Source organism: Enterobacter cloacae complex sp. SHL020 (assembly GCF_049236945.1).
Lineage (GTDB): Bacteria > Pseudomonadota > Gammaproteobacteria > Enterobacterales > Enterobacteriaceae > Enterobacter > Enterobacter dykesii.
The window spans coordinates 662,590-686,320 of the sequence record NZ_JBMKJF010000001.1 but is presented as its reverse complement, the minus strand read 5'-3'; the positions used below and the strand labels follow the sequence as shown (position 1 = coordinate 686,320).

The window sequence follows — 23,731 nt, the reverse complement described above, 5'->3', positions numbered from 1 at the left end:
GTTTACGGCTAATTAAAAACGATATTGAGCGCTCCCTCAACGCTCTTCTGGCCACCATTGATGAAACTGAACTCTCTTCGGAGCAAGTCAAAGCATTGAGGGAATACGTTGACAGAATCAACCTGGCAAGGGGAAAGGGGATGCAAGCGTGAGCGCTACTGCTATGGAGCCGAAAGAGATTTTTTATACCACATGCTCATTGCTGAACACATAAAGCGTAGCTGAAGTGACTGATGCTGACTGAGTGATGTGCGGAGAAATAGTTGTCTAATAACTCAATCATATTAATCACTTTTCCCATGGTACCTTTTTTATCTTGAGGATTAGGCAGTACGAAATCCTAGCTTTGGCCGCTCTATTGGATCCTACACCTCTGAATTGCTAAGGTCGGAATATGAACGGATGAAAGCTAGCATGAGGTGCGAGTGGTGTTGAGAAAGGTCCACTGGACAATCATTTGAATAATTCTGTGAAAAACTCATTTGTATAAAGAGTCTTCTCCTTCTGGGCGCGTTTTGAACCTTCGATGCATCCACAGGTATTGCTCAGGGGCGCGGAGGATTTCACGCTCGATGATTTTATTCATATAAGCAGCTGCAGCGATATTATCGTCCTCTGGATATCCTAACAATGGATTACTGATATACATATGATAACCTTTTTTATCGCTCCGTCGAATCATGCTAAGTGTGATCAAATTTGCTCCAGCGAGTTTTGAAAGTGCGTACGTTCCGTTCGTTGTGGCTGCTTTTTTTACCGAGAAAAAGGGTGCGAAAACGCTCCCCTTAGGCCCGTAATCCTGATCTGGTGCAAACCACACAGCTTCACCAGCCTTGAGTGCATGAACTAATCGAGATAGATTACGTCGATCAATCATAGCTTTATTTGAACGCATACGTCCTTTTGTCTGAACCCATTCCATCAATGGATTGTTGTGCGGCCGATACGTTGCCATCATTGGATGGCATAACCCCATTACTCTTCCGCATAGTTCAAGGGACATGAAATGAATCCCGACAACCATTACCCCTCCGGTTGCGTTAGCCAAGTTTTCAATCCCTTCTACGTCAAACCACTTTTTGACTCTCGCATCGCTCCAGAACCAGGCCATGCCAGTTTCCATCAGTCCCAGCCCGAGAGAAACAAAGTTATTATTTATCATGTGGCTTCGGGCAATCGGAGTCATATCGGGAAAACAGAGTTCAATATTCCTAACCGCTATACTTTCTCTACGTTTTAAAAAGGGCCGGGAGATTGTTCCAAGACAGGAACCAAGAGTATGTAAAACCGGATAAGGAAGTTGGACTATAACCCACAGAAGTGCCAAGCCTGCCCAGGAAAACCAGTAGCGGGGATGAAGTAATTTGTATGTAAAGAGTTGTGACATAAATTTCCCTAAGCTAATGAAGGTTGTAATGCACATGGATAATTTGAAGAGTTTGTTTTTCAGCGTAACGTTTCATTTAGATAATTGAATTTTTTCTGAATTCAGGGGGGCAGATTGCGTGTGGGAGTGGATGCCAACTAAATGGTTTAGTGAGGCGAAAAATTCTTTTTCTATAAGACTCAGTGGGTTATTAATGATATTCGAGGAATTGCCTTCTGGATTCATCCTCCCCAACATACTCAAAAGATAGAAGACGAATTTGGATTAAGTTATAAAACCAATTGCAATCATCTCGTTGAATAACTTCGCCTGGCTTGAAACATATCCCTGATGCTTCCCGTACAATTGCATATTTACCATTGCTAAATTTCACTCTGTGGATATAGAAATGTTGACCGATCTGTCCATGACAGCTGTTCGAAAGTATATCTCCTTCAATAAAAACAGATTTTTTATCTTTCATCATAATGCCCTCTACCACTAAACTATAAAAGGAATGTTGGCATTTACAGATATCAGTTAAGTTGCAGGAACTGTTCAACCGCCGATGCACCAGCATTCTGATGGCCTGAACAACAGTCCGCAGGCAGGACATTCCAGAATAGCATTTTTTCTTAGTTTACCTGCTTTCTGATTGGCTCTGTATGCGCATACCGGGCAAGCAACATGGACCGGTCTTTCTTTAAAATGTCTAAGTCCTTCTGTAAATGACATAAAATAACCTCTGAAAAATATAATATTTATTATACGCTTTAAAATATAAATTGTCGGGTTAAGTTATGAATATTTATTGCTGAATAAAATATGAACTTTTAGAAAACAACTGTTTGATTTATGTTACAATATCCTTCCACGAGAAATTTATGATGAAATCAGAAGACACTCTTGACTGGTACCCAGCGCAGTTGCCACCAGTAAAAATTATTTTAGGTGAAGCAGTGCTTGCTGTGGGTAAACAGGGAAGGCCGATTAATACACGTACCTTGCTCGAGTACCTTCAAGTCATGCAAGGTAAGCAAAAAAGACGTGATGATAAAGTTGCTATGCAGACTGCGATTGAAGTGCTTAGAGACAATCAGCGCATTAACGGTAGACGTTAATGCGCTCTTAAGATCCCTTAGTTCTGAGTGATCTCTACTATGTGTCTTTGACCATCCTGCTTTAAAGGTATTCGGTCATCAGACAGTTCGATACCATCTAGTATGACCTGATACTCCCCGTTGCCACGTGTAATGGTAATCTCGTAATAACTTTCGTCATGTTGATATGTCAGAGAAAAAGACTCCCACTCTGCTGGTAACAGGGCATGTATGGTCAAGACATCACCGGAACGTTTTATGCCCATCAATTCTTCTGTAAGAAGACGATAGGCCCAACCCGCTGATCCGGTGTACCAACTCCAACCTGCACGTCCAGTATGTGGCGCGATGCTGTAAACATCTGCACTCATTACGTATGGTTCTGCTCTGTAAATCGCAACTTCTTCGTCAGTAGACGTGTGGTTTATTGGATTGATCAGTGACCAGAGTTGCCACGCACGCTCTGCATTTCCCATTCGGGCAAATGCCATCACGGCCCAGATAGCACCATGAGTATATTGCCCGCCATTTTCACGCACACCAGGCACATAACCCTGAATGTAACCGGGATTTGGTCCGTGTCCATCGAATGGAGGCGAAAGTAGCTTTATCAACCTGGATTCGGAGTTTACCAAATGCTTGTCCAGAGCTTGCATTGATTTACCGGCACGTCCACAGTCTGTCGCACCGGATAAAACGGACCAACTTTGAGCTATTGCATCAATCCGGCAATCTTGAGAACTTTTGGATCCTAAAGGCGTTCCATCGTCAAAATATCCACGCCGAAACCATTCCCCGTCCCAGGCTGTCGCATTCAGATTTTTTTGCAAGTGTTCCGCCTCCGTGCGACACAGCGATGCTACAAGCTTATCTTGCTGACGCTCAGCGAGTGTCGCGAAACGCTTTAAAATGTCGAACAGGAAGAACCCGAGCCAAACGCTTTCACCTTTTCCTTCGATGCCGACCCGGTTCATCCCATCGTTCCAGTCGCCAGCGCCCATTAGCGGCAGACCATGTTGTCCAAAACGAAGCCCATGCTTAATGGCTTTAACGCAGTGTTGCCATAGCGTCTCTTCGGTGTGGCTGATTAGTGGTGTATCGTAAACGGACTCTTCTCCAGGCTGGAGCTGACGTCCTTCCAGATAAGGAATCATCAGCTCTAGTATTCCGATATCCCCAGAAGTGTCGACGTAGTGACTGACGGCGAGCGGTAGCCAGAGAAAATCATCTGAACATCGCGTGCGTACGCCGCTACCGTGAGGTGGATGCCACCAGTGCTGCACATCGCCTTCAATAAACTGTCTTGACGCACATAGTAATATTTGGTCGCGTAGGCGTTCCGGTGCAGCGTGGGTCAGTGCTAATGTATCCTGGAGTTGATCGCGAAAACCAAATGCGCCACCCGATTGATAATAACCACTGCGCGCCATGAGACGACAGGCCATTGTCTGATATAGAAGCCAACCGTTAACTAGCTTATCAACTGAATGGTCTGGTGTATTGACCACTATCTTATCCAGCATGCGGTGCCAGTGACGATGGACATTGTCCAACTCCTGTCGAACGATATTTTCATCCAAATAATGATCGAGTATAGTCTGAGCCCGGGCGGAGTTTTCCTCGCTGCCGAGTACAAAAATGAAGGTCTTCTGATCACCGTCAATTAGGGTGGTAACAGACTGAACTGCACCGCATGGATCCAAACCAGCGCCCGTATTTCCCGATAAGCTGCGAAGCTTCATTGCGGCCGGTTTTTGCAAAGAGCCATTGCGGCCAATAAACTCTCGGCGATCACCTGTCAACGAACAATGAGGATCGTTGACAGCGAAAAATGCAATGCGTCCTTCGCCGTTAGCTCCGTAAAAGTTATTTGCTGTAACTCCACTACCACCCGGCACGACCACCGTATGTGTAACGATATGGGGAGCAGAACGCGAGCGTGATTCCCCAAGCGTCCACTCTACGTACCCTGTGACCGATAATTTGCGCGTGCGGCCCGAATTGTTACTAAGCGTCAGAAGTGCCAACTTAACAGGATCGTGTTCGCCAACCAGTATTGTCAACTCGCTATCTATACCACTATCGCGGTGCGCGAATACGCTGTAGCCAAAACCATGACGGGTTAAATAATCCCCGCGGCCACGTACAGGTAACGTCGTGGGTGACCATACCGTTCCGCTCTCTTCATCACGAATATAAAAAGCCTCACCGCTACGGTCGCTTACTGGATCGTTTTCCCAGGGAGTTAAACGATATTCATGAGCGTTCTCATACCAACTGTAAGCCTGTCCGGCTTCTGAAATAACGCTACCAAAACAGGAGTTTGCCAGCACATTTGACCAAGGGGCCGGTGTTGGAACATTTTCCTTCAGGATAATCTGATACTCCCGTCCATCCTCTGAAAACCCTCCATGCCCATTGAAGTTGAACAGATGTTCTATATGCGGCGTCCAGTCTTCCTGTCGATTGCTTCCCTCAGTGACAAAAGATACAAATGGCCTTTGCGGTTTAATTGGCGAGTGGAGCCGCTGATTAAGTTGCTCGTTTAGCCCGCCGGCGCGATCGTCAAGATACATACATGCAACGCTCATCAACAATTGCTTATCTTCAGAAGACAAATGCTCCCCGTTACGGACAAAAATGCCGCCCGGTTTATCCAGCAGGCTGGCTTCTGAACCGGCATAGATTAAATCCATAATCAGTGTTTGAAGGGCCTGCTGATAGCCACCTGCGCTGTTATTGAGGATAACAAGATCCACTTCAAGCCCTTTTAGTCGCCAGTAACGATGAGCCTGAATCAGTGTAGTGATAGAGGTCATACTCTCATCGCTGGTCACGCTATGCAGTACAATCGGTAAATCACCTGAAATGCCCCAGCCCCATAGTCCGGACTGACCGCGGCGGTTACGGCTTATGACTTGATCGTCGGCGCGTAGTTCGTGACAGGGATAGAGCACAGCACTAGCGAGTCGGTTAAACAGCGTTGCGTCATCTTCGCTGGCATTTATCTGCCTTAGCACTACCAGACTGTGCGACCAGGCAAGCTCAAAAACACGCTCAGCGATTGGGTAATCACGGTATTTTTCCAATAATGCCTTGCTTTGCTGACGGCTCTCACTGATGCCATAAACGATATCAATCGTTATCGGAATACCTGGCATGAGTCTCACAACTTGTCGGATCGCTAGGACAGGATCCAGCACGGCACCGGAAGTATTGCTGAGCGGCCCGTTAGCATAGATAGCAGCGGCATCAGCCTGACTTCTGCCCCTTCCAATAAACTTAGCTCGGTCTGTTTCAAACGAGGCTTCATTATGATCATTGCTATGCACCACCATCATGTGAAACAGAAATGGGCTCGGATCATCTGGAGAACGCGGTCGTCGATGGCAAAGAATAGCGTCCCGACTGTGGTCAATCTCAGTTTCGATGAACAAATTACTGAATGCCGGATGCGCTAGATCACTGGTTTCTGGAGCAATCACCACTTCAGCATACGTTGTTAGCTCGAGCGTTCGCGGTAGACGGCCATGGTGTACCAGGGTGACGCGCCGCAGCTCTATATCATCCTCCGGGGAAACTACAACCTGTGTCCTAACGCTAAGGGCTCCGAAGGTACGCCTGAATTCTGCGCCTGCGTCGGTGAAGATTATCTCATCGCTGCTGTTCGCATTTCCGCCCATGGGCTGCCAAGTATTGCTCCATACCTCATTCGTATGCGGATCACGGATATAACAGAACGATCCCCAGTTATCACGGGTTGTATCGCTGCGCCAGCGGGTAACTGAAATCGAATTCCAGCGAGTGTATCCTCCACCACCTGGCGTCAGCATCAAGTGGTAATGCCCATTTGAGAGCAGCTGTACTTCCGGAGTAGGGCTGTCTACATGACTGAAAACTCTCGGTTCATATCGCACCGGTTTAACCCTTCCTTCATGGGATTCAAAATGACGGCGAGGGCTGTAAAGATCGACTGCATCCGGGACGCGTTCCTGCAATAGAAGATTCGCCGATATAAAGGTGGGGCTTGCCATAAATCGCTCGTTCATTGGGGCATCAAGCAGGATATGCGCTAGCGCCTGGAATCCCATCCCTTGGTGGTGTGCCATCCAGGACTGTACAACCGCGTACAGTTGCCCGGTAGCAAGCCGTGATGGCGTGTAGTCCAGCGCTTCATAAAACCCGTATTCGCCATGCGCACCGCTCTGCTCCAGTCTAAGTAAGTTTTCGCAGGCCTTCTGGGGGTAAACGAGCAGAGCCAGCAGTGTTGCATACGGCGCGACTACCATATCGTCCGCAAGTCCTCGGCGAAGACCGAGTCCAGGTACCCCAAATGCCTGATACTGATAATTACGCTGGACATCAAATGCATGATAGCCGGACTCAGAAACGCCCCATGGTACGCCACGTTCCTTGCCCCAGTTAATCTGACGTGTCACCGCGGATTTGCCCATTTCATCAAGCAAACTGCCACGCCAGTTTGGCATCACTAGATTCGGCATCAGGTATTCAAACATCGAGCCGCTCCATGACATTAACGAGGTTTCATTGTCGATATTGGTGAACAACCTTCCCAACGCATACCAGCTTTTCATCGGAAGCTGATTTGTCGCGATAGCGAGATAACTTGTCAGCCTGATTTCAGAGGGCAGAAGGTCATAGTGGCTTTTATCGGCGGTATTTGTGTCGCAGTTATATCCGACACTGAGCAGGCTGGTAGCTTCGCTGTAGAGAAAGGCAAAATCCATTCGCGCATGGTCATTTAACCTCTTTTCAAGTTCGCTAATGATATCCAGCCGCAAACGGGCGTGAGTAATAACTGATGCAGGAGGCGTTCCTTCTCCGGTATCGGTACTCTGCGCCAACCAGCTTAGTGTTGGCAATGTCTCGCTTGGGTATGTAGGGGGTAACCACGCGAGCAGATGTGACCATTCGTGGCATAATTCAACCAACTGATGCTCCAGATGCTCGGCCCAGCGCACCACAAGATCACCTTCCTGCTGACTCGCAGCGGTAAGATGTTTGCACTGAGTACGCATTTTTTTAAGTTCGCTGTAAAGAGCTCCCGAAGGAAGTTCCACTGAGCTGAAACACTGCTTTTGAAGCTCTTTAAGTGTATCCGGTGCCCCCGGCCCCCAGTGTTTTTCAAGAAGTAATAATGTATCGTTTAACCCTGCAAGTATTCTTTCGCCATTCAAAATCGGCTGGTTTCGCATGGCTAGTAACCCTTCACGCAGAGTCAATAGATGTCCAGCCATATTACCGCTATCCACGCTTGATACGTAACGCGGACTGAGCGGCGCAAGTGTTCGAGTGTCATACCAGTTATATAAATGACCACGAAAATGTTCCATATTATCAAGAGAGTCGAGCGTGAGCGTTATGCGTTGTAAGACGCTGCCGCCTGGCAAATAGCCAAAATCCCAGGCAGTAAGGTTAGCCAGTAGTGATAACCCAATGTTGGTAGGGGATGTACGGTGCGCGATCGTCGGCTGCGGTATTTCCTGATAATTATCGGGGGGGAGCCAATTTTCTTTCGCTGTGGCGAAGGTCTCAAAAAAAGACCATATTTCTCGGCTTGTCTGTCTCAGCAGAAGTTTCTGCTTATGATCTGGCAAAAAGGGCTTACGCGCGGGTTGGCGGCTCAGCCAAGCCATAATAATGGGAGCTATGCACCACCCGACGCTAATGTGCAATGCGATGAACAGCATCAGCGGATCAAACACCAATGCTAGTGATGTGAGACTCAGACCGCAGGCAACATTCAGCCACATTTCCCGATAAAAACCTAAAACCGAGATACTGGATTGGTAGTTATCTGGGTTATAGCTTACCCATTGGTTGAGGTTACGCTGGCTTACACCAAGTCGCCAAAGCGTAACTCCAATAGCGTATAATGAGTAACCGGCCTCGTGGGGTAGTATCATAATCGTGAGACCGATACGTGAAATGCGCTTCAAGGCTCCAGCTGAGACCAGTTGCAGATGTTGTTTAAGGGGACGGCGGTGCGGTTTATGACCGAGATCCCATGCTATGCTAAGCGCCGCAGGAAGAAACCATATTAGCGTAAGCACGCTAAACCAGTATAAAGGGTTGGGGAGCCAGAGCAGCGTGCTCAATACAAGCAGCATGATCGACGGCGCTACCAGGCTGCGTCGGAGATTATCCAATAATTTCCAACGAGAAAGGATGGACAATGGATTTTTTTCCCTGCTTCCGTCAGCTTTTCTGACCCGAACCCTTAACCAATTGAGCAGTTGCCAATCTCCGCGGATCCAGCGCGTACGACGTGCGACGTCTGAGATATAATTAGTTGGATATTGTTCGTAAAGTAAAACGTCGCTCAGCAGACCAGAGCGGGCGTAACATCCTTCGAGCAGGTCGTGACTGAGTACAAGATTTTCCGGACAGACGTTGGCAGTGGACTGGACAAAAATATCTACATCATAGATACCTTTGCCTACGAACGATCCCTCGCCAAAAAGATCCTGATATATATCTGAAGACATCATCGAATAGGGATTATTACCCGGGACGCTGCTGCGCATGGCGGCGTAGTGCCCCTGACCGTAAAGAGGCATTTCCTCTGCTAAGCCTGGCTGTAAAATTCCGTACCCTTTAACGACTCGTTGGAACGTTGGATCATATTCTGGTTTATTCAGCGGATGCGCCATTGTGGCCACCAGTTTATGGGCGGTATCGCGAGGAAGGAGCGTATCACTGTCAAGAGTGATGACGTATTTAATCCGTCCGGGCAAAGCCTGCGAGGGAAAGCCTGCAACGCTCGAAAACTGGGTTCCCGGTTGGCGTAACCAGCTGTTAAGAAGAGCTAGTTTGCCCCGCTTGCGTTCATATCCCATCCAGATTCTCTGCGAATCGTTCCACACCGGCCGGCGGTGCAGTAGATAAAATCGAGATCGGCCGCTAGGGTTGCGCCGATTAAGTCTCTGCGTCTCAGCAATCGCTTGCCTTAAAAGGACAGTGTTTTCCTCGGTATCCTCAGTTGATGAATCCGGAAAATCGGTAAGAAGTGCAAAGTAGAGATTTTCATCCTGATTGCCAAGGCTGCAGACTTCCAGGCGAGAGAGAAGTTTGCTGAGGCTTTCATAGCTTGTCAGCATGCAAGGGATCGCAACCATTGTGGCATATTCAACTGGTATCCCACTTGAAAAGTCCATCCGCGGCAGAGGTCTGGGAATACGAAAGCGTGTCGTTGCTTCGCTAAGCATATCGCTGGCGAGTTGACTAATGGCAACAATAAGGGGGAGTGCTAGGGTGATGAGCAGCCAGAATATACCCTGTAGTGCAGTTTCATACAATATGGTAGCCGTAGCGGCCGTGGTCAAGAGACTCAGGCTACCAAGCCATGACAGAAGGGGCGATTTATTCATACTCTGCCGTAGCCATTTCAATAGAGACCTTTCAACTGACAAAAGTTGTTCGAGTTGTGGCCTTCCACCCCCAAGCAGAAAATAACCGATATGCCGGTGCTCAGGATCTAGACTCGGTTCGCAAGACATTGCCAACACGCGGTTTGCAACTTCCGGTTCACTCAAGCTCGCATCCCTGGCAAGCGTTTCAATCACATGGCGATAATGATCTCGGGTGTCGAAGTGCATGCGAGGATATATACCAGCTGGGTCAAGGCGTAAAGTTTGCTCGACTACGCTGATGGTCTCTGCAAAATCAGACCAGTTCGTTTCACTCAGCAGACGTAAACCCGAAATACTGTTACTGACGGAAAGCTGGCTGGCGGCAAGCTGCTGATTGAAGCGATGAATCAGGATCTCAGTTGTAACACCTTGCTCTGCAAGACGTTGTTCAATCCAATTCAGAGGGAGTGCAAGAGCATTGCCATGTCCCTGCAGACGACGAACCATTTCAGCAACAAAGGCACTGCTCAGTGGAGGATGATTACGCGCCATATCGGCAACAATCAAAATTAGGTCGGCGGGAGCATTCTCTGCACAATCAAAAATTCGCGTTATCCACATATCTGCAAGATTTCGCTCCTGCTGGGCCTGGGTCACTTCGTTGCTCACACGACGCAGGTTTTCTATCAGCGCTAGACGCAGCATTCCTGGCAAAGCCCATATCTCCCCCAACGTCAGAGGTGTCACCTCTTGATAGGCGGAAATATAACTGGTAAGGCTGCTGGTGTCCCAGCGTCCGTCGCCATGCGCTATGGCCTCTGAGGCTAAGTCATAAATTCTGGGACATCTATGTGGATAGGCTAGTACCGGAAGACCCTTACCAAAGCTTTTCGGTAAGTGCTGGCGTACCATGCGAATCTGCTCTTCAATCAGGTAATAGTTGTCCAGCAGCCACTCACCTGCGGGCATGATACTCGTTTTTTTTCCTGCATTGAGTAGATAGCAACATCGCGTAATTATCGTTTCATTGTCAGTTAGTCGTTTAAGAAGGTAGTACGGGAGTATTTCCGGAGACAATTTGTGCGTACGAGCCAGTTTTCTTCCAAAGCGTTCCAACTGAGGGGTAGAAAACAGTTCCGAACGTAAATAGTTTTCTCCTCCCGAATCGTTGGCTGGGGCTGATATGTTTGCGCTGCCTTCGGGCAGAATACGAGAACGCTTAAACCACGCAATAGGTTTCATTTTCATTGGGTTGCTCTTTTGCTACGTTAACGCGCAGGAGCAGATGCGAAATCAGTTCAGAAACGTTCTCTCAGGATGGGCGTAAGGCATCGGGGATTTGACAACTGCTGATATTTTATTAAGTGTAGAACATCGGCTGTGAAGCTAGCGCGGAGAGATAAAAAGTGCTTTACACCCCGGACTAAGCATGGGGCTTTTTAGACGCAGTTTAGAGGAAGACTGAGTGGATTTTAATCCGCAAAAAGGGCAGGTGACGGTGGTGGTTAATACACTTCTAAACAGTTTCATTGCGTAATCGATAACAGACATGATTATTAGCCTCTCAATGAATGTATTTCACTTTATCACATTTGGCTAAAATTAAACCAATTTAATAATCACCCATTTTTTAACATAAGTGAGGTTTTTTTTCTCTTTTCTAACTCATCGCTTTCATGTCCGTTTTTGAAGCGAATGAATTCCAACCTTTTAAAATCCTTATGCTATTTTGCAACGCAAGATGAGTTTTATCTAGGTTACCGCCTGGATTGAACACTTGATTTTTTCTACAAGAAAAATCGGTTGATTCACATTCGATGTTCTGAAAGCGTTGCAAAATCCGTAAGATAAGTTTATAAATATGCTGTATATACATACAGTAATTCATTGTGGAGGGAAAAATGACAATCGAGTTAACCATTGATCGCATGAAGAAACTTCCTGATGGAGCTATACCTGCGCTAGAGTCAGAACTTGTCAAAAAACTCAGTAAACAGTTTGATGATTGCCAGCTTACGATTAAGCGTGCCGGCAATGATGGGTTGACTGTTTTCGGAGGCGACAAGAAGGAGGTCGAACATATCCTGCAGGAGACCTGGAAAAGCGCGGACGAGTGGTTTTATTAATCGCGTGAATTTCACTGGAGCAGTTTCAAAGAGTATCGCTGTTTGCGTTCCCCTGGCTGTTCCCGATTACTGTTTACCGCGTCAATAAGTCGCTCTGGGGGAAATAGTGTGTAGTGCAGGTGCCTTTAATGCAGATGATCAATGGTACGACGTGGTCAGAAGGGCCGATAAAGCAGTTATCTATAGCTTCCCGGCGGAAGGGAGATATCTGGTTTATCGAGTAAATGGAATAGTTTCATTACGACCGTTACTTGAGGATGAAGAGATCTTCACTCTTAACGGTTTCATGCAATTTGCAAAACGGCTGGGGTACCGAGTTACACCACCGTCTGATATTATTCTTTCATAGGCCTGAACACCCTATACCTGATGCGCCACGGAGAGAGCCATGGCGCTAGAATTACAACTTATCAAACACCACTCAGGAATACTGATCCCGGCTACGCCCGAGACCAGCGATATTCTGCAATCCAAAACCCGGCTCGGCGATGTTCTTGTTGCCGAGTTCAGGCGGGTACGTAACCCGGCATTCCATCGGCGCTTTTTCGCGCTTCTCAATCTCGGGTTTGAATACTGGGAACCTACCGGTGGGGCTATTTCTAGCAACGAGCGGAAGCTGATCACCGGCTACGCCAAGTTCCTCGCTACTTATGGTGGGAATGAGGGGTCGCTGATCGATGCTGCTGAGCAGTATCTTGAGCAGGTTGCTTACCGGCGAGTCACGAATGGCATTAGGCTGTGCAAGTCCTTCGATGCTTACTGCTCCTGGGTGATCGTCGAAGCAGGGCACTTTGATGCCATTCAGCTACCTGACGGAACACTCAAAAAGCATCCTCGTAGCATCTCATTCGCCAACATGGACGAACTCGAGTTTCAGCAACTTTATAAGGCCGCGCTCGATGTCCTCTGGCGCTGGGTCCTGTCGCGTTCATTCCGTAGCCGTGACGAGGCCGAAAACGTCGCCGCGCAGCTGCTTGGCTTCGCGGGGTGATGGTATGAAGTATTCCTGGTTCCACCACACCGATTGCAGCACCGAACAGGCCGACGAACTGGTTAAGCGTTACAAAGCGCGCGGCGTGCGAGTTGAACGCAGCCTAAACCCGGATTACGTGACCTGGACTGTCAGAGCATTCCTTCCAACCTCAAATACACCAGCGCGCCCGGATAGCCGCTGGCGAAACCGGATGTGGGGGTGAACGTGAAGACATATCAAATCACTTTGCCCTGGCCGCCGAGCAACAACCGGTATTACCGGCACAACCGCGGGCGCACTCACATTAGCGCAGATGGCGTCGCGTATCGCTATGCGGTCGCCAGTCTCATTCGAAGCGCCCGGCTTAATATTCGGACAGCTGCACCACTCAAAATCCGAATTGATTGTCACATGCCCGACCGCCGGCGGCGCGATCTGGATAACCTGCAGAAAGCTGCATTCGACGCTTTAACCAAGGCGGGATTCTGGCTGGATGACTGCCAGGTTGTCGACTATCGCGTTGTGAAAATGCCTGTCGTTAAGGGCGGGAAATTAGAACTCACCATTACCGAGCTGGAGACCGCATGAATCTTGAAAATACCCTCAAATATCACTTCGCCAAATCGACAATGATCAGCGACTCTCCGCGTGCAACGGCGTCAGACTCATTGACCGGAACGGATATCATGGCCGCTATGGGCATGACACAGGAACGGGCCGCCATGGGGTACAGTGCTTTTCTCGGGAAGTTGGGGATCAGCAGCAACGACCGGGAGAGGGCGATCGAATTGCTGGCCCAGTACGCGCTGACCAAGTGCGATCGGGTGGCTGCCCTGCGCAAACTGGATGCCAGGGTTAAGCCATTAGTGATGCACCAGCTGGCCACCTTCGCGTTTGAGGACTATTCCCGCAGCGCCGCCAGCGTGAAGCAGTGCGATGGCTGCAACGGGGAAGGGTTTATCGACGCTGAGGTTTTCAGCATGAAGTCTCACACTCCGGCAAGAGAGAAGAGGTTCGTGAAGTTGTCTTTGCAAATGGGCGTCGAAGATATTCGTCCTTCCGACTATGAGGTGCACAGGCAGGTTAGGGAAGTCACTCGAGTTCTATGTCCACAGTGTAAGGGTAAGAGGGTCGTTAGTTGTGCCTGTAATGACTGTCATGGACGCGGGAAAGCCATTAATCAGGCTCTTACAAAACAGCAGGGCGTTCCGGTTCTGGCTGATTGCAAACGCTGCAGCGGGCGGGGGTATGAAAGAATTCCATCAACTGAGGCTTACGCCGCGGTGTGTCAGATAACGGATGCAATCAGCCTCGATACTTGGAAAAAGTCTGTTAAGCCATTTTACGATCAGCTAATCACCAAGTTTGATATCGAAGAGGCTTGGGCTGATGCGCAGCTTAAGCAGATAACAAAATAGGGCATTATTTTATCGTGAGCTATTTACTTTTCTCGAATCTGTGGTAGTTTTCCTCTAACGATGGGTTATTGCCTTCGTTTAAAGCCCCGCGGTTAACCCCGTGGGGCTTTTTAAGTTTCTATGTCTATACTGTGAGTGTTGCGAATCCCCCTCTGCGGTGGGGCGTTCCAGTAGTTACCTGAAAAGGAAACCTCTCAGACGCGGGAATGTTTACTGGAGTCATTCTCACCGGGAGGCGCCCGGCGCAACAAACTATCTTCTTTCCTGATGAAAACTGAGCCAAACATTTTTCAAAGCTGCCTATCGGCGGCTTTTTTTGTTATCCCTCGTTTTAAGAGTGCCCATAGCAAGACATATTGACCATGCGAATGAATTCATCGTAATTTATTCACGTGGTGAATCCTTTCTATGCGAAAGGGCGTACCAGTCAACTGCTGTCTGCAGGTATGCGCGCGTCTTTGCTGACTGGGGTAGAGTCACCGGGAGGCACCCGGCACCATGAAAACAACAACACAAGTTTCAAATTCCTTGAGAGCCTGCCATAAAACGCAGGCCTTTTTTTATGACTTGGAAAACTACTGCTACGCTTTAAGTCGTGAGAAGTTACTGAATGCTCGGTGGTTCTCCTGAACCTTATGTGAATCAGCCGATACAGCTTCACTACTGAGTCATTGGTTTCAATCACACCTACCTTTCAAATAGTCAACTGATTGGCCCGCTCCAAAAGAGCGGGCTTTTTTTATCTATCCACTCAAATTTTCTGTATGGGGAGGCAGAGCAAGAGGGGGCTGAATGTCTGATCATGTTTCTGGCACTGATGTAGTGGCAGGTAGATATTTGATAGCTTGCTCAGTGCACTAAAAAGTGCGGAGAACGACATCAATCTTCTCCGCATTAATAATGCCAGTGCTACCCGCTTGTATTTCTTATATCCCTTTGAGGATAAGTTTTTAACTTAACGCAAATGATAACATCTAAAAACTATGCGAATAGTTAATTGTTTTAAAGCTTTAAATAGTTCTTCTTAAGGATTATTTAATTTATTGCATTCCTCAGAAGAGGGAAGCTCCAGCAGGTTACAACCCTCACAAGGCTGCCATATGGCGGCCTTTTTTATTTCTAGCAATAGCACCCGCACAAAGCGAGGTGAGAGACCATGAAAATGAATGATTCAGGGAACATCTTCACGCAGTTCTTCGCGTGGGTAGCAGCTCTGGCGTCAGCAATTGGGTTTACCACTCAGGATCTGGTGTTCATGTTTTTTGGCGCTGCTGGTCTGCTTATCTCGCTTGCCTCCTACATTAACGGGCGGGTGGATGCAAACCGCAGGCGTAGAGAGGATGAGAAGCGAACAAAAATGGTCAATGACTACCTGAAAGGCGTATGTGATAAACCCCTTCACGAGCGTCCTGCCGCTGCAAGCGTGGTCGTTGAGGCATTACAAAAGGAAGGTGAGTGATGGGATCCAGAGCAAAGTTGAGTACTGCAGTTCTGGGGCTGGTACTGGCTGGTGCTCCTGCATCCGTCATTCTCGATCAGTTTCTGAATGAGAAAGAGGGTAACAGCCTCACGGCCTACAAAGATGGCGGCGGTATCTGGACTATTTGCCGCGGCGCAACGATGGTTGATGGTAAACCGGTTGTGCAGGGCATGAAATTGACTCAGGCCAAATGCAATCAGGTGAACGCCATCGAACGCAATAAGGCTCTGGCGTGGGTTGATCGCAATATTACGGTACCGCTTACCGAACCTCAGAAAGCTGGGATCGCATCTTTCTGTCCGTACAACATCGGGCCGGGTAAGTGCTTCCCGTCCACGTTCTATAAGCGCATTAATGCCGGTGACCGCCGCGGGGCATGCGAGGCAATCCGCTGGTGGATTAAAGACGGTGGTCGCGATTGCAGCATGACTAAAGGTCAGAAGAACGGCTGCTACGGTCAGGTAGAACGGCGAGACCAGGAAAGTGCGCTGGCGTGCTGGGGGATAGACCAGTGAAAATTAATCCGGGTATTATCGGCGTTGTCATTATTGCTGGCCTTTCGGTCGCCCTCGTTAAGAGCTGCTTGGAGGCCAGTAATCTTCAAAGTGAAAACGACGTTCTGCGAAGTGACAATTCTCTGCAGGGGCAGGTTATCGCTACCCAGGCATTCAACTTCAATCGATTCAATCAGGTTGCAGAACATGCCAATAGGCTCAACTCCCTGATTGACACCAGCACCGAAGAAACCGTAATCGAATACCGGGAGATTCTCCGCCGTGAAAAAACCTGTGATCTGCCTGTTCCTGCTGACATTGCTGGTGGGCTGCTCAAATACGCGCACCGTTTACGTGCCAGCGCCATGCACACCGATTCCAATGGACCTGACACAGCCGATGATCGTGCCGTTGCCACCAACTCCATGACGTACTGCCAGGCAGTATTGTGGATTAAGCCGCTACTGGCTGTAATTGAAAAGGGCAACAATAATTTCGCTGGCATAAGGCAGATCGAGTTGGAAAGAAAGAATTAGGGATGGCTCGTCCTTGAGCACACGGGTATTCCTGAACGACGGCTTTACCTGACATAGCAAAGCACTATTAAATTGTAGAAAAGACTCAATATTTAACAAGCGAAGCGCAGCATTGTAAAAAAATGCCCTCACAAGGAGGGCTACCAGAGTCTCAGTTTCACTTGCTCTTTTTATGGATGTTTCCCTGGAGTTGGCAAACTCCTCATCAGAGTCTTGAATAGTCTGGCAAGCAGTCCGTAATCAACAAGCATAAGCGGTAGCTATTAGGATGATTCTGAGTTAATCACTTGGGATAGGCAGTAATATGGAATCCTCTAGCTAACTGTAGGGCTGACATAGTAGCCGATAAGGTATAGTGTTGAGATGTCTTTATGGAATGAGGATTAATATGAAAGGTAAAGTGTTTATCGCTGCTATGGCTTTTGTATCTTTCAGTGCTCTTGCCGACGTGGGGCAGTATCTTTCTGATTTCGCCAGTGCAAAAAGCACGTCTAAAAGCTACTCCCAGCTGATTAGTAAAAACAAACTTCCTGCATGGGTAAAAAGTGGTGGCACGAGCACGCCATCAACCGAAGTAACAGTTGCGGGCAAAAAGTATATTGCACTGTCAGGGTGTAAACCACACAGTTGTCCAGAACAGAATATTGCTGTTCTCTACTCACCTGATAGCGGTGATATTCATGGTGTGTTTTCTGATTTCAATGCAGAAAAGAATCGTGAGACATTGACCTGGTTAAACGTGGATCCGATTGATTCTAATGCGATGAAAAATGCGCTTTTCAATCGACTGTACGGCAATTAAATAACCCAAGCTTCAAACTGTAATCCACCAGTTTGAAGCTTCAAAACACAAATCAATCGCCACTCAGTGTGTTGGTCGCTCACATCGCACCCTCGTTTCGCTTAACTTTAGCGATGAATTCCTCTGTGATTGATAGACCCGCTATGATTTCCGAATTTAAGACAGAAGCACCAAATTTGCTTACGAGGTCAAGAAGAGTTTCATATGTCTGGATGAGTTCCATTAGATCGGAAATCACTAATTGATCATGCTCAGTGCGCAAATGAGACCGGGCAGAGGCTTGATGCACTATCCACTCGAGATTGGCCTTGATTTTATGTACGTCATCGTAGTTATACATATTTCATAAACTTAAATCCTCATTTCAAGGTTTCTTTGAGAAAAAGACTTCATTGCTTCAAATACTGAAGCTGTGAGTGACGTCTAAAGTTCATTCAGTTTAGAGGTAACAATGGCTAAGCCGGACTGGGGCGAGCTGCAGAAGCGGTTCCTGTCTGATCACGCTGCTACTGGCATATCCCCTAAGGAATGGTGCGAGGCGCATAATCTTAATTATGTAACTGCTCGCCGCTATATCAAGAAAACTGCTGCGCAAAATACAAAAATTTACCCGCGAAAGATAGTGCGCACTGCGCAGAAAGATAAAAGCGCAGAAGAGCTGGTGGACATAAAGCTAAGTGCGAAGGTAAAGCGCTTTATTGCTGAATATCTGAAGGACAATAACGCCACGGCCGCCGCTGCGCGTGCTGGTTATAGTGACCCAAACTACGGTCGTCAGCTCATAGCGAATCCTAACGTTGCGCAGGCCATTGCGCAGCAGCAGAAAGCCTCCATTGTGCGCACGCTTGGCAGTGCCGATGAGGTCTTGGCCCAGATGTGGCAGCTCGCCACCTTCGATGCAAACCAGCTTTCGCAGTATCGTCGCGGCGCGTGTCGTTACTGCTGGGGCTTCGGTCATCACTACCAGTGGCGCGATGCAGTTGAATTCGAAGAGAAAAGGCTCGAGGCTGTTGAGCGTGACAGACGTGAACCCGAAGATTCCGGTGGTTACGGCTACGACCACAACCGAGAACCAAATCCAGAATGCCCACGCTGCAATGGTGACGGCATTGGCCAGCCTTACTTCCCTGATACACGTAAACTTCCCGCAGTTTCCCGGCTCGCATACTCCGGCGTGAAGGTTGGCAAGAATGGCGTCGAGATAACTGCAATCAGCCGTGAGCGCATGTTCGAAGCAGTGATGAAACGACTTGGCCTTGCTGATAGCGAGTTCGCACAACGTCTGCAGCAGATTGAAATCGAGCGCCGGCAGCTTGAGGTCGAGAAACTCCGTAAAGAGCTGGCGGGTGATGGTGAGAACGATGAACCAACTCCAGTGCAGATCAATATCAACGTAGTGGACACGAGGGCGGACGATGGGGATCAGCCCGACACTTAACATTCCTCAGGCGCGCTTCCTCGCAATGCAACACAAGTTCAAGGCTTACGTTGCCGGGTTCGGTTCCGGTAAAACATGGGTGGGTTGTGGCGGCATCTGTAAGGGGATGTGGGAGCATCCTAAAATCAACCAGGGTTATTTCGCGCCGACGTACCCGCAGATCCGTGACATCTTCTACCCGACGATTGAAGAGGTCGCCTTTGACTGGGGGCTGAGCGTCATAATCAATGAGGGGAACAAAGAGGTTCACTTCTACGAGGGGCGACGATACCGCGGGACCACAATCTGCCGTTCAATGGAGAAGCCCGGATCGATAGTCGGTTTCAAAATCGGTAACGCGATGGTTGATGAGCTGGACGTCATGGCGGCTGCTAAAGCGCAGCAGGCCTGGCGAAAAATCATCGCCCGTATGCGTTACAAGGTTGATGGGCTGCGTAACGGTATTGACGTCACGACCACGCCGGAGGGGTTCAAATTCGTCTACCAGCAGTTCGTGAAGGCTGTGCGTGAAAAGCCAGAGCTTGCGGCTCTATACGGACTGATTCAGGCCAGCACGTTCGACAATGCGAAGAATCTACCGCCTGATTACATCCCATCGCTGCTGAGCTCTTACCCTGACGAACTGATTCAGGCCTATCTGCGCGGGAAGTTCACCAACCTTAACAGCGGGACCATTTACCACACCTTCAACCGTAAGCTAAATAACTGTTCTGACGAGATTCAGGATGGGGATCCGCTGTTCATTGGTATGGACTTCAACGTGGGAAAAATGGCCGCGATTGTTCACGTTAAGCGTAATGGCCTGCCGCGTGCGGTTCGTGAGCTGGTTAAGATCTATGACACGCCGGCGATGATTAAGCGCATTCAGGAAGAGTTCTGGCGCTACGAGGATGGTCGCTACGTTAAAAACCGGGAGATTTACATCTATCCGGATGCATCAGGGGATTCACGCAAATCTCAGAACGCCAGCAAGACCGATATCGCTCAGCTCAACGATGCAGGATTCAGTGTCATTGTTGATGATGCCAACCCGCCGGTTAAGGACCGTATCAACTCAATGAACGCCATGTTCTGCAACGCCAACGGAGAACGCCGCTATCTGGTGAACGTTCAGAACTGCCCGGTTTACACCGAGAGCCTCGAGCAGCAAATCTGGGCGCCTAATGGCGAACCGGACAAATCAGCTGATAACGATCACCCCAATGATGCTGGTGGGTACTTCATCGTGAAGGATTACCCGATCGTGAAACCGGCATACTCAATCACCATGGACACCACTTTCTGATATGGCAAACGACGACATCACCTGGGTTCGGCCAGAACACCGGGCGGCTTCTGCTGCCTGGCGGAAATACAGGGACTTTTGCAAAGGCGCTGAGGCCGTAAAGGCTGCGGGTAATAAGTACCTGCCTTATCTCGACCCAACTGATAAATCCACGCGCAACCGTAAGCGTAATGAGGACTATCTGAGCCGCGCGGTGTTCTATGCGATTGCCGGTAATACGAAGATCGGCATGCTTGGGATGGCGTATCGCAAGGACCCCACGTTTAACGGTCCTGAAAAGCTGAAATACCTGTTGGACAATGCTGACGGGGCCGGTACAAGCATCTATCAGCAGTCACAGCTGGTGGCTGAGAACGTGCTGGAGGTTGCGCGAGAGGGCATTTACGTCGATTACGCTGAAGAATCCGATGAGGCGATCATCCTCCGCTACCCGGCAGAGAACATCATTAATTGGCGAACAAAGCGAATTAACGGGCGCGATCAGCTGGTGCTTGTGGTCCTGCGCGAATGCGTAGAAGAGCCGGATGGTTACGCTTACAAGGATGAAATCCAGTACCGCGAGCTGGCGCTGGAAGAAGGGCGGTTCATCTGCCGGGTATGGCGCCGGGCTGGTGGCACTGCAAGCGGAACCTACACCGTTGACAGTGAGTACCACCCTAAGCCGAAAGGAAAGGACTACTGGGATGAAATCCCGTTCACATTCGTCGGGGCCCAGAACAACGATCCAACTATCGATGATTCACCGCTGGCCGCGCTGGTAGAGATAAACCATGGGCATTACCGTAACAGTGCTGATTATGAAGACAGCGTGTGGTTCTGTGGCCAGGTGCAGCCGTACATGACTGGGCTCGACACCGGATGGCGCGATCACCTCGAGAAGAAGGGCGTGAAAATTGGTTCCCGATCACCGCTTTTGCTTCCCAAAGAAGGCTCGTTTGGTTATGCCCAGGCGCAGCCGAACATGCTTGCTAAAGAGGCCATGGACAGTAAGCGCGATTACATGGTGCAACTGGGCGCCCGATTGATTGAACAGAACGCCACGGCGAAGACAGCAACCCAGGCGAGTGGTGAGCAAACATCTTCCACATCCGTGCTCGGTATCTGCGTTTCAAACGTTTCCGAGGCCTACACGCTGGCGCTTGGCTGGTGTGCGAAGTACCTCGGCGTTAAGGGCGAAACGACGAGTTACACCATCAATCAGGAATTCATCGCGAAGGTTGCTGAGTCGGGCATGGTGACGGCAATCGTCAACGCCTGGCAGTCCGGTGCGCTGCGCGATAGCGATATGATTCGCGCACTGCAGAAGCTTGACCTTATAGACCCGGCGGACAGTCCGGACGAGGTTATTGATGTGCTTCGCAATCAGGCACCAACGTTGACGGGAGGCTGATATGCCCACCATTAACGAAAGCCTGCGTGATGAATCTATCGCACATTCCGTTTGGTTAAGCCGCTACGCCACTGGAGTGGCAAACCGGATGGTGAAGTTGCTCAACGAGACGGACGCAGAACTGTCAGCACGCCTGCTGGATGCGCTGGACAGATTGCCTCCGGAGAGCTTCACCGTTAATCGTCTGCAGAGTTTACTGGGCAGCGTGCGCGAGCTTAACCATCAAGCCGTAGCGTCCATGCAGGCAGGGCTCGAGAATGAGCTGGTGGCGCTGGCAAAGAACGAAGCCAGTTATCAGCTGAGCCTGTTCGGTTCCCTTCTTCCATCTCAGGTGCTAGCGCGATATCCGCTGCAGGGCATTACAGCCGACATGGTGTATGCCGCGGCGATGGCGCAACCCTTCCAGGGTCGACTGTTGAGTGAATGGGCGGAGAATCTGGAGTCGGACAGGCTGGCGCGTATCGTGAATGCCGTCCGCCGGGGTTATCTTGCCGGCGACACGGTAGAAACTATAGCCCGCAATGTTCGTGGCCACGCCAACAAAGACTATCGCGACGGCGCGCTGCAGATGAGCAGGGCAAATGCCGCCAGCATCGCTAAAACAGTCGTAAATCATCTGGCTGCCACAGCACGCAACAGCTTCACCAGTGCCAACAGCGATATCGTGAAAGGCAAACAGTGGCTGTCTACGCTGGACAATAAAACCAGCCACGACTGCGTTATTCGTGACCTGCTGCGCTATACCCTGGATAACAAACCGGTCGGGCATAAGGTGCCTTACCTACAGGGACCCGGGAAGATTCATTTCTGCTGCCGTTCTACTGAAACCCTAATTCTCAAGTCCTGGCGCGAACTCGGCATTGATATCGACGACATTGACGAGGGCACTCGTGCCAGCATGGATGGGCAGGTACCAGGTAACACCACGTATCTGGAATGGCTCGCGCGCCAGCCGGCACTACGCCAGGATCGGGTTCTGGGTGCCGAGCGTGGCCGTCTGTTCCGTGCGGGTGAAATCAACCTGGCTGATATGTTCACTGACAAAGGGGAATGGATAAGCCTCGAACGTCTGAAGCAGCTCTCAGGCACTGATATCTAACAACCATTTCATACATCACGCCCTGGCATCCGCCGGGGCTTTTTTATGGGCGAGGCCCGGCAAAATCCCAAGGGGAAATTATGTTAATTCGAAACATGCTTCTGAAATTTTACGCACCTGAAAGCGGCGGTGAGGGCAGCAGTGGCGGTGGTATCGAAATCACCCCAGAAATCCAGAAGCTGATTGATGAGCGCGTGACCAGCGAAGTCACTGGCCTAAAATCAAAAAACTCTGAGCTGCTGGGGACCATCAAGCAGCAAAAAGAAAACCTGTCTCGCTTCGATGGTATCGACCCTGATGCAGTGCGCGGGATCCTGCAGCGTTTTTCCGACGACGAAGAGGCAAAGCTGATTGCCGCCGGGAAAATCGATGAGGTGCTCGATAAGCGCACCGAGCGTCTGCGTGCTGACGTTGATAAGCAGATTAAAGCCGCAAATGAACGCGCCGACAAAGCCGAAGCGTTCTCCAACAAATTCCGGGATCGAGTCCTGGGCGATGCAATCCGTGCAGCAGCCTCAAAAGCTGGCGCGCTGCCGGAAGCATCCGACGATCTGATTCTGCGTGCCAAAGGCACATTCCAGCTCAACGACGAAGGCGAGGCCGTAGCAGTTGATGCAAATGGCGATGTTCTGTTCGGTAAAGACGGCAAAACCCCACTAAGCCCGCTTGAGTGGGCGGAGTCTCTTAAGGAGACGGCTCCGCATCTGTTCCCACGCGCGGAAGGCACCGGCGCGGGCGGACACAAACCAAACGGTGGTGGCAGCCTGAAACGTTCCGAAATGAGCGCCAGCGACAAAGCGGACTACATCCGCAAGCATGGCCAGCAGGCCTTCCTCAAACTTCCGAAATAA

20 protein-coding genes are annotated in these 23,731 nt (G+C 49.5%); 16 read left to right on the top strand and 4 right to left on the bottom strand.

All coding sequences use genetic code 11. The features are described from left to right. Positions 1–478: 478 nt before the first annotated feature. Both lpxP and ACOTZB_RS03255 read right to left on the bottom strand, forming a co-directional pair. On the bottom strand, positions 479–1,387 hold the full coding sequence (gene lpxP / locus ACOTZB_RS03260) for a kdo(2)-lipid IV(A) palmitoleoyltransferase (RefSeq protein ID WP_039262348.1): 909 nt from the start codon (positions 1,385–1,387) through the stop codon (positions 479–481). A gap of 537 nt (positions 1,388–1,924) precedes the next feature. Continuing rightward, positions 1,925–2,101: a YnfU family zinc-binding protein gene (locus ACOTZB_RS03255; protein ID WP_217498535.1), complete on the bottom strand. Its 177-nt coding sequence runs from the start codon at positions 2,099–2,101 to the stop codon at positions 1,925–1,927. 152 nt (positions 2,102–2,253) lie between these two features. On the opposite strand from ACOTZB_RS03255, the gene ACOTZB_RS03250 reads away from it, so the two are divergent. Then, positions 2,254–2,487: a hypothetical protein gene (locus tag ACOTZB_RS03250; protein WP_039262743.1), complete on the top strand. Its 234-nt coding sequence runs from the start codon at positions 2,254–2,256 to the stop codon at positions 2,485–2,487. Positions 2,488–2,504: 17 nt separating this feature from the next. Here the strand turns inward: ACOTZB_RS03250 and ACOTZB_RS03245 are convergent, their stop codons facing one another. Further along, positions 2,505–11,087, bottom strand: coding sequence for a GH36-type glycosyl hydrolase domain-containing protein (locus ACOTZB_RS03245; protein WP_421626483.1), 8,583 nt, complete (start codon positions 11,085–11,087; stop codon positions 2,505–2,507). Between the two features lie 138 nt (positions 11,088–11,225). Further along, on the bottom strand, positions 11,226–11,390 hold the full coding sequence (locus tag ACOTZB_RS03240) for a YnfU family zinc-binding protein (RefSeq protein WP_421626482.1): 165 nt from the start codon (positions 11,388–11,390) through the stop codon (positions 11,226–11,228). Positions 11,391–11,740: 350 nt separating this feature from the next. On the opposite strand from ACOTZB_RS03240, the gene ACOTZB_RS03235 reads away from it, so the two are divergent. The 15 genes from ACOTZB_RS03235 to ACOTZB_RS03165 all read left to right on the top strand — a co-directional run bounded on the left by ACOTZB_RS03235 (position 11,741) and on the right by ACOTZB_RS03165 (position 23,731). After that, positions 11,741–11,965 carry a DinI family protein gene (locus ACOTZB_RS03235; protein ID WP_039262741.1) on the top strand — a complete coding sequence of 75 codons (225 nt, stop codon included), beginning with the start codon at positions 11,741–11,743 and terminating at the stop codon, positions 11,963–11,965. Positions 11,966–12,071: 106 nt separating this feature from the next. Further along, positions 12,072–12,314 carry a hypothetical protein gene (locus ACOTZB_RS03230; protein ID WP_237757265.1) on the top strand — a complete coding sequence of 81 codons (243 nt, stop codon included), beginning with the start codon at positions 12,072–12,074 and terminating at the stop codon, positions 12,312–12,314. 39 nt (positions 12,315–12,353) lie between these two features. Next, positions 12,354–12,956 (top strand): DUF1367 family protein, encoded by a 603-nt coding sequence (locus ACOTZB_RS03225; RefSeq protein WP_202774309.1) that lies wholly within the window; start codon positions 12,354–12,356, stop codon positions 12,954–12,956. A 4-nt stretch (positions 12,957–12,960) separates the two neighbouring features. Further along, a complete protein-coding gene (locus ACOTZB_RS03220; RefSeq protein ID WP_202774308.1) occupies positions 12,961–13,161 on the top strand; it encodes a hypothetical protein in 201 nt (66 codons plus the stop codon). A 2-nt stretch (positions 13,162–13,163) separates the two neighbouring features. Further along, positions 13,164–13,526 carry a crossover junction endodeoxyribonuclease RusA gene (gene rusA, locus ACOTZB_RS03215; protein ID WP_143347137.1) on the top strand — a complete coding sequence of 121 codons (363 nt, stop codon included), beginning with the start codon at positions 13,164–13,166 and terminating at the stop codon, positions 13,524–13,526. Beyond that, a complete protein-coding gene (locus tag ACOTZB_RS03210; RefSeq protein WP_143347136.1) occupies positions 13,523–14,356 on the top strand; it encodes an antitermination protein in 834 nt (277 codons plus the stop codon). Before rusA ends, ACOTZB_RS03210 begins: the two co-directional genes overlap by 4 nt. A 1,156-nt stretch (positions 14,357–15,512) precedes the next feature. Then, positions 15,513–15,815, top strand: coding sequence for a hypothetical protein (locus ACOTZB_RS03205; protein ID WP_052954259.1), 303 nt, complete (start codon positions 15,513–15,515; stop codon positions 15,813–15,815). Further along, the gene (locus ACOTZB_RS03200; protein WP_045143003.1) at positions 15,815–16,351 is read left to right on the top strand and encodes a lysozyme; all 537 of its coding nucleotides are present in this window, start codon (positions 15,815–15,817) and stop codon (positions 16,349–16,351) included. Before ACOTZB_RS03205 ends, ACOTZB_RS03200 begins: the two co-directional genes overlap by 1 nt. Further along, positions 16,348–16,866, top strand: a complete 519-nt coding sequence (locus tag ACOTZB_RS03195; protein WP_039262740.1) for a hypothetical protein — start codon at positions 16,348–16,350, stop codon at positions 16,864–16,866. Before ACOTZB_RS03200 ends, ACOTZB_RS03195 begins: the two co-directional genes overlap by 4 nt. A gap of 388 nt (positions 16,867–17,254) precedes the next feature. Next, positions 17,255–17,668: an Ivy family c-type lysozyme inhibitor gene (locus ACOTZB_RS03190; RefSeq protein ID WP_045143001.1), complete on the top strand. Its 414-nt coding sequence runs from the start codon at positions 17,255–17,257 to the stop codon at positions 17,666–17,668. 451 nt (positions 17,669–18,119) lie between these two features. Next, positions 18,120–19,106 carry a terminase small subunit gene (locus tag ACOTZB_RS03185; RefSeq protein WP_421626481.1) on the top strand — a complete coding sequence of 329 codons (987 nt, stop codon included), beginning with the start codon at positions 18,120–18,122 and terminating at the stop codon, positions 19,104–19,106. Next, entirely contained in the window at positions 19,084–20,391 is a 1,308-nt protein-coding gene (locus ACOTZB_RS03180; protein WP_073001200.1) for a terminase large subunit domain-containing protein, read from the top strand. The genes ACOTZB_RS03185 and ACOTZB_RS03180 overlap by 23 nt, the downstream gene beginning before the upstream one ends. Before the next feature lies 1 nt (position 20,392). After that, a complete protein-coding gene (locus ACOTZB_RS03175) occupies positions 20,393–21,781 on the top strand; it encodes a DUF4055 domain-containing protein (RefSeq protein ID WP_143347135.1) in 1,389 nt (462 codons plus the stop codon). Position 21,782: 1 nt separating this feature from the next. Beyond that, complete coding sequence (locus ACOTZB_RS03170) at positions 21,783–22,880, top strand: hypothetical protein (protein WP_143347134.1); 1,098 nt, start codon at positions 21,783–21,785, stop codon at positions 22,878–22,880. A gap of 80 nt (positions 22,881–22,960) precedes the next feature. Then, positions 22,961–23,731, top strand: coding sequence for a hypothetical protein (locus tag ACOTZB_RS03165; protein WP_143347133.1), 771 nt, complete (start codon positions 22,961–22,963; stop codon positions 23,729–23,731).

What these genes read in the sequence shown, in the direction of transcription:
- lpxP (WP_039262348.1), bottom strand. Translation starts at nt 1,387, where the DNA reads ATGTCACAACTCTTTACATACAAATTACTTCATCCCCGCTACTGGTTT.
- ACOTZB_RS03255 (WP_217498535.1), bottom strand. Translation starts at nt 2,101, where the DNA reads ATGTCATTTACAGAAGGACTTAGACATTTTAAAGAAAGACCGGTCCAT.
- ACOTZB_RS03250 (WP_039262743.1), top strand. Translation starts at nt 2,254, where the DNA reads ATGAAATCAGAAGACACTCTTGACTGGTACCCAGCGCAGTTGCCACCA.
- ACOTZB_RS03245 (WP_421626483.1), bottom strand. Translation starts at nt 11,087, where the DNA reads ATGAAAATGAAACCTATTGCGTGGTTTAAGCGTTCTCGTATTCTGCCC.
- ACOTZB_RS03240 (WP_421626482.1), bottom strand. Translation starts at nt 11,390, where the DNA reads ATGTCTGTTATCGATTACGCAATGAAACTGTTTAGAAGTGTATTAACC.
- ACOTZB_RS03235 (WP_039262741.1), top strand. Translation starts at nt 11,741, where the DNA reads ATGACAATCGAGTTAACCATTGATCGCATGAAGAAACTTCCTGATGGA.
- ACOTZB_RS03225 (WP_202774309.1), top strand. Translation starts at nt 12,354, where the DNA reads ATGGCGCTAGAATTACAACTTATCAAACACCACTCAGGAATACTGATC.
- ACOTZB_RS03220 (WP_202774308.1), top strand. Translation starts at nt 12,961, where the DNA reads ATGAAGTATTCCTGGTTCCACCACACCGATTGCAGCACCGAACAGGCC.
- ACOTZB_RS03210 (WP_143347136.1), top strand. Translation starts at nt 13,523, where the DNA reads ATGAATCTTGAAAATACCCTCAAATATCACTTCGCCAAATCGACAATG.
- ACOTZB_RS03205 (WP_052954259.1), top strand. Translation starts at nt 15,513, where the DNA reads ATGAAAATGAATGATTCAGGGAACATCTTCACGCAGTTCTTCGCGTGG.
- ACOTZB_RS03200 (WP_045143003.1), top strand. Translation starts at nt 15,815, where the DNA reads ATGGGATCCAGAGCAAAGTTGAGTACTGCAGTTCTGGGGCTGGTACTG.
- ACOTZB_RS03190 (WP_045143001.1), top strand. Translation starts at nt 17,255, where the DNA reads ATGAAAGGTAAAGTGTTTATCGCTGCTATGGCTTTTGTATCTTTCAGT.
- ACOTZB_RS03185 (WP_421626481.1), top strand. Translation starts at nt 18,120, where the DNA reads ATGGCTAAGCCGGACTGGGGCGAGCTGCAGAAGCGGTTCCTGTCTGAT.
- ACOTZB_RS03180 (WP_073001200.1), top strand. Translation starts at nt 19,084, where the DNA reads ATGGGGATCAGCCCGACACTTAACATTCCTCAGGCGCGCTTCCTCGCA.
- ACOTZB_RS03175 (WP_143347135.1), top strand. Translation starts at nt 20,393, where the DNA reads ATGGCAAACGACGACATCACCTGGGTTCGGCCAGAACACCGGGCGGCT.
- ACOTZB_RS03170 (WP_143347134.1), top strand. Translation starts at nt 21,783, where the DNA reads ATGCCCACCATTAACGAAAGCCTGCGTGATGAATCTATCGCACATTCC.
- ACOTZB_RS03165 (WP_143347133.1), top strand. Translation starts at nt 22,961, where the DNA reads ATGTTAATTCGAAACATGCTTCTGAAATTTTACGCACCTGAAAGCGGC.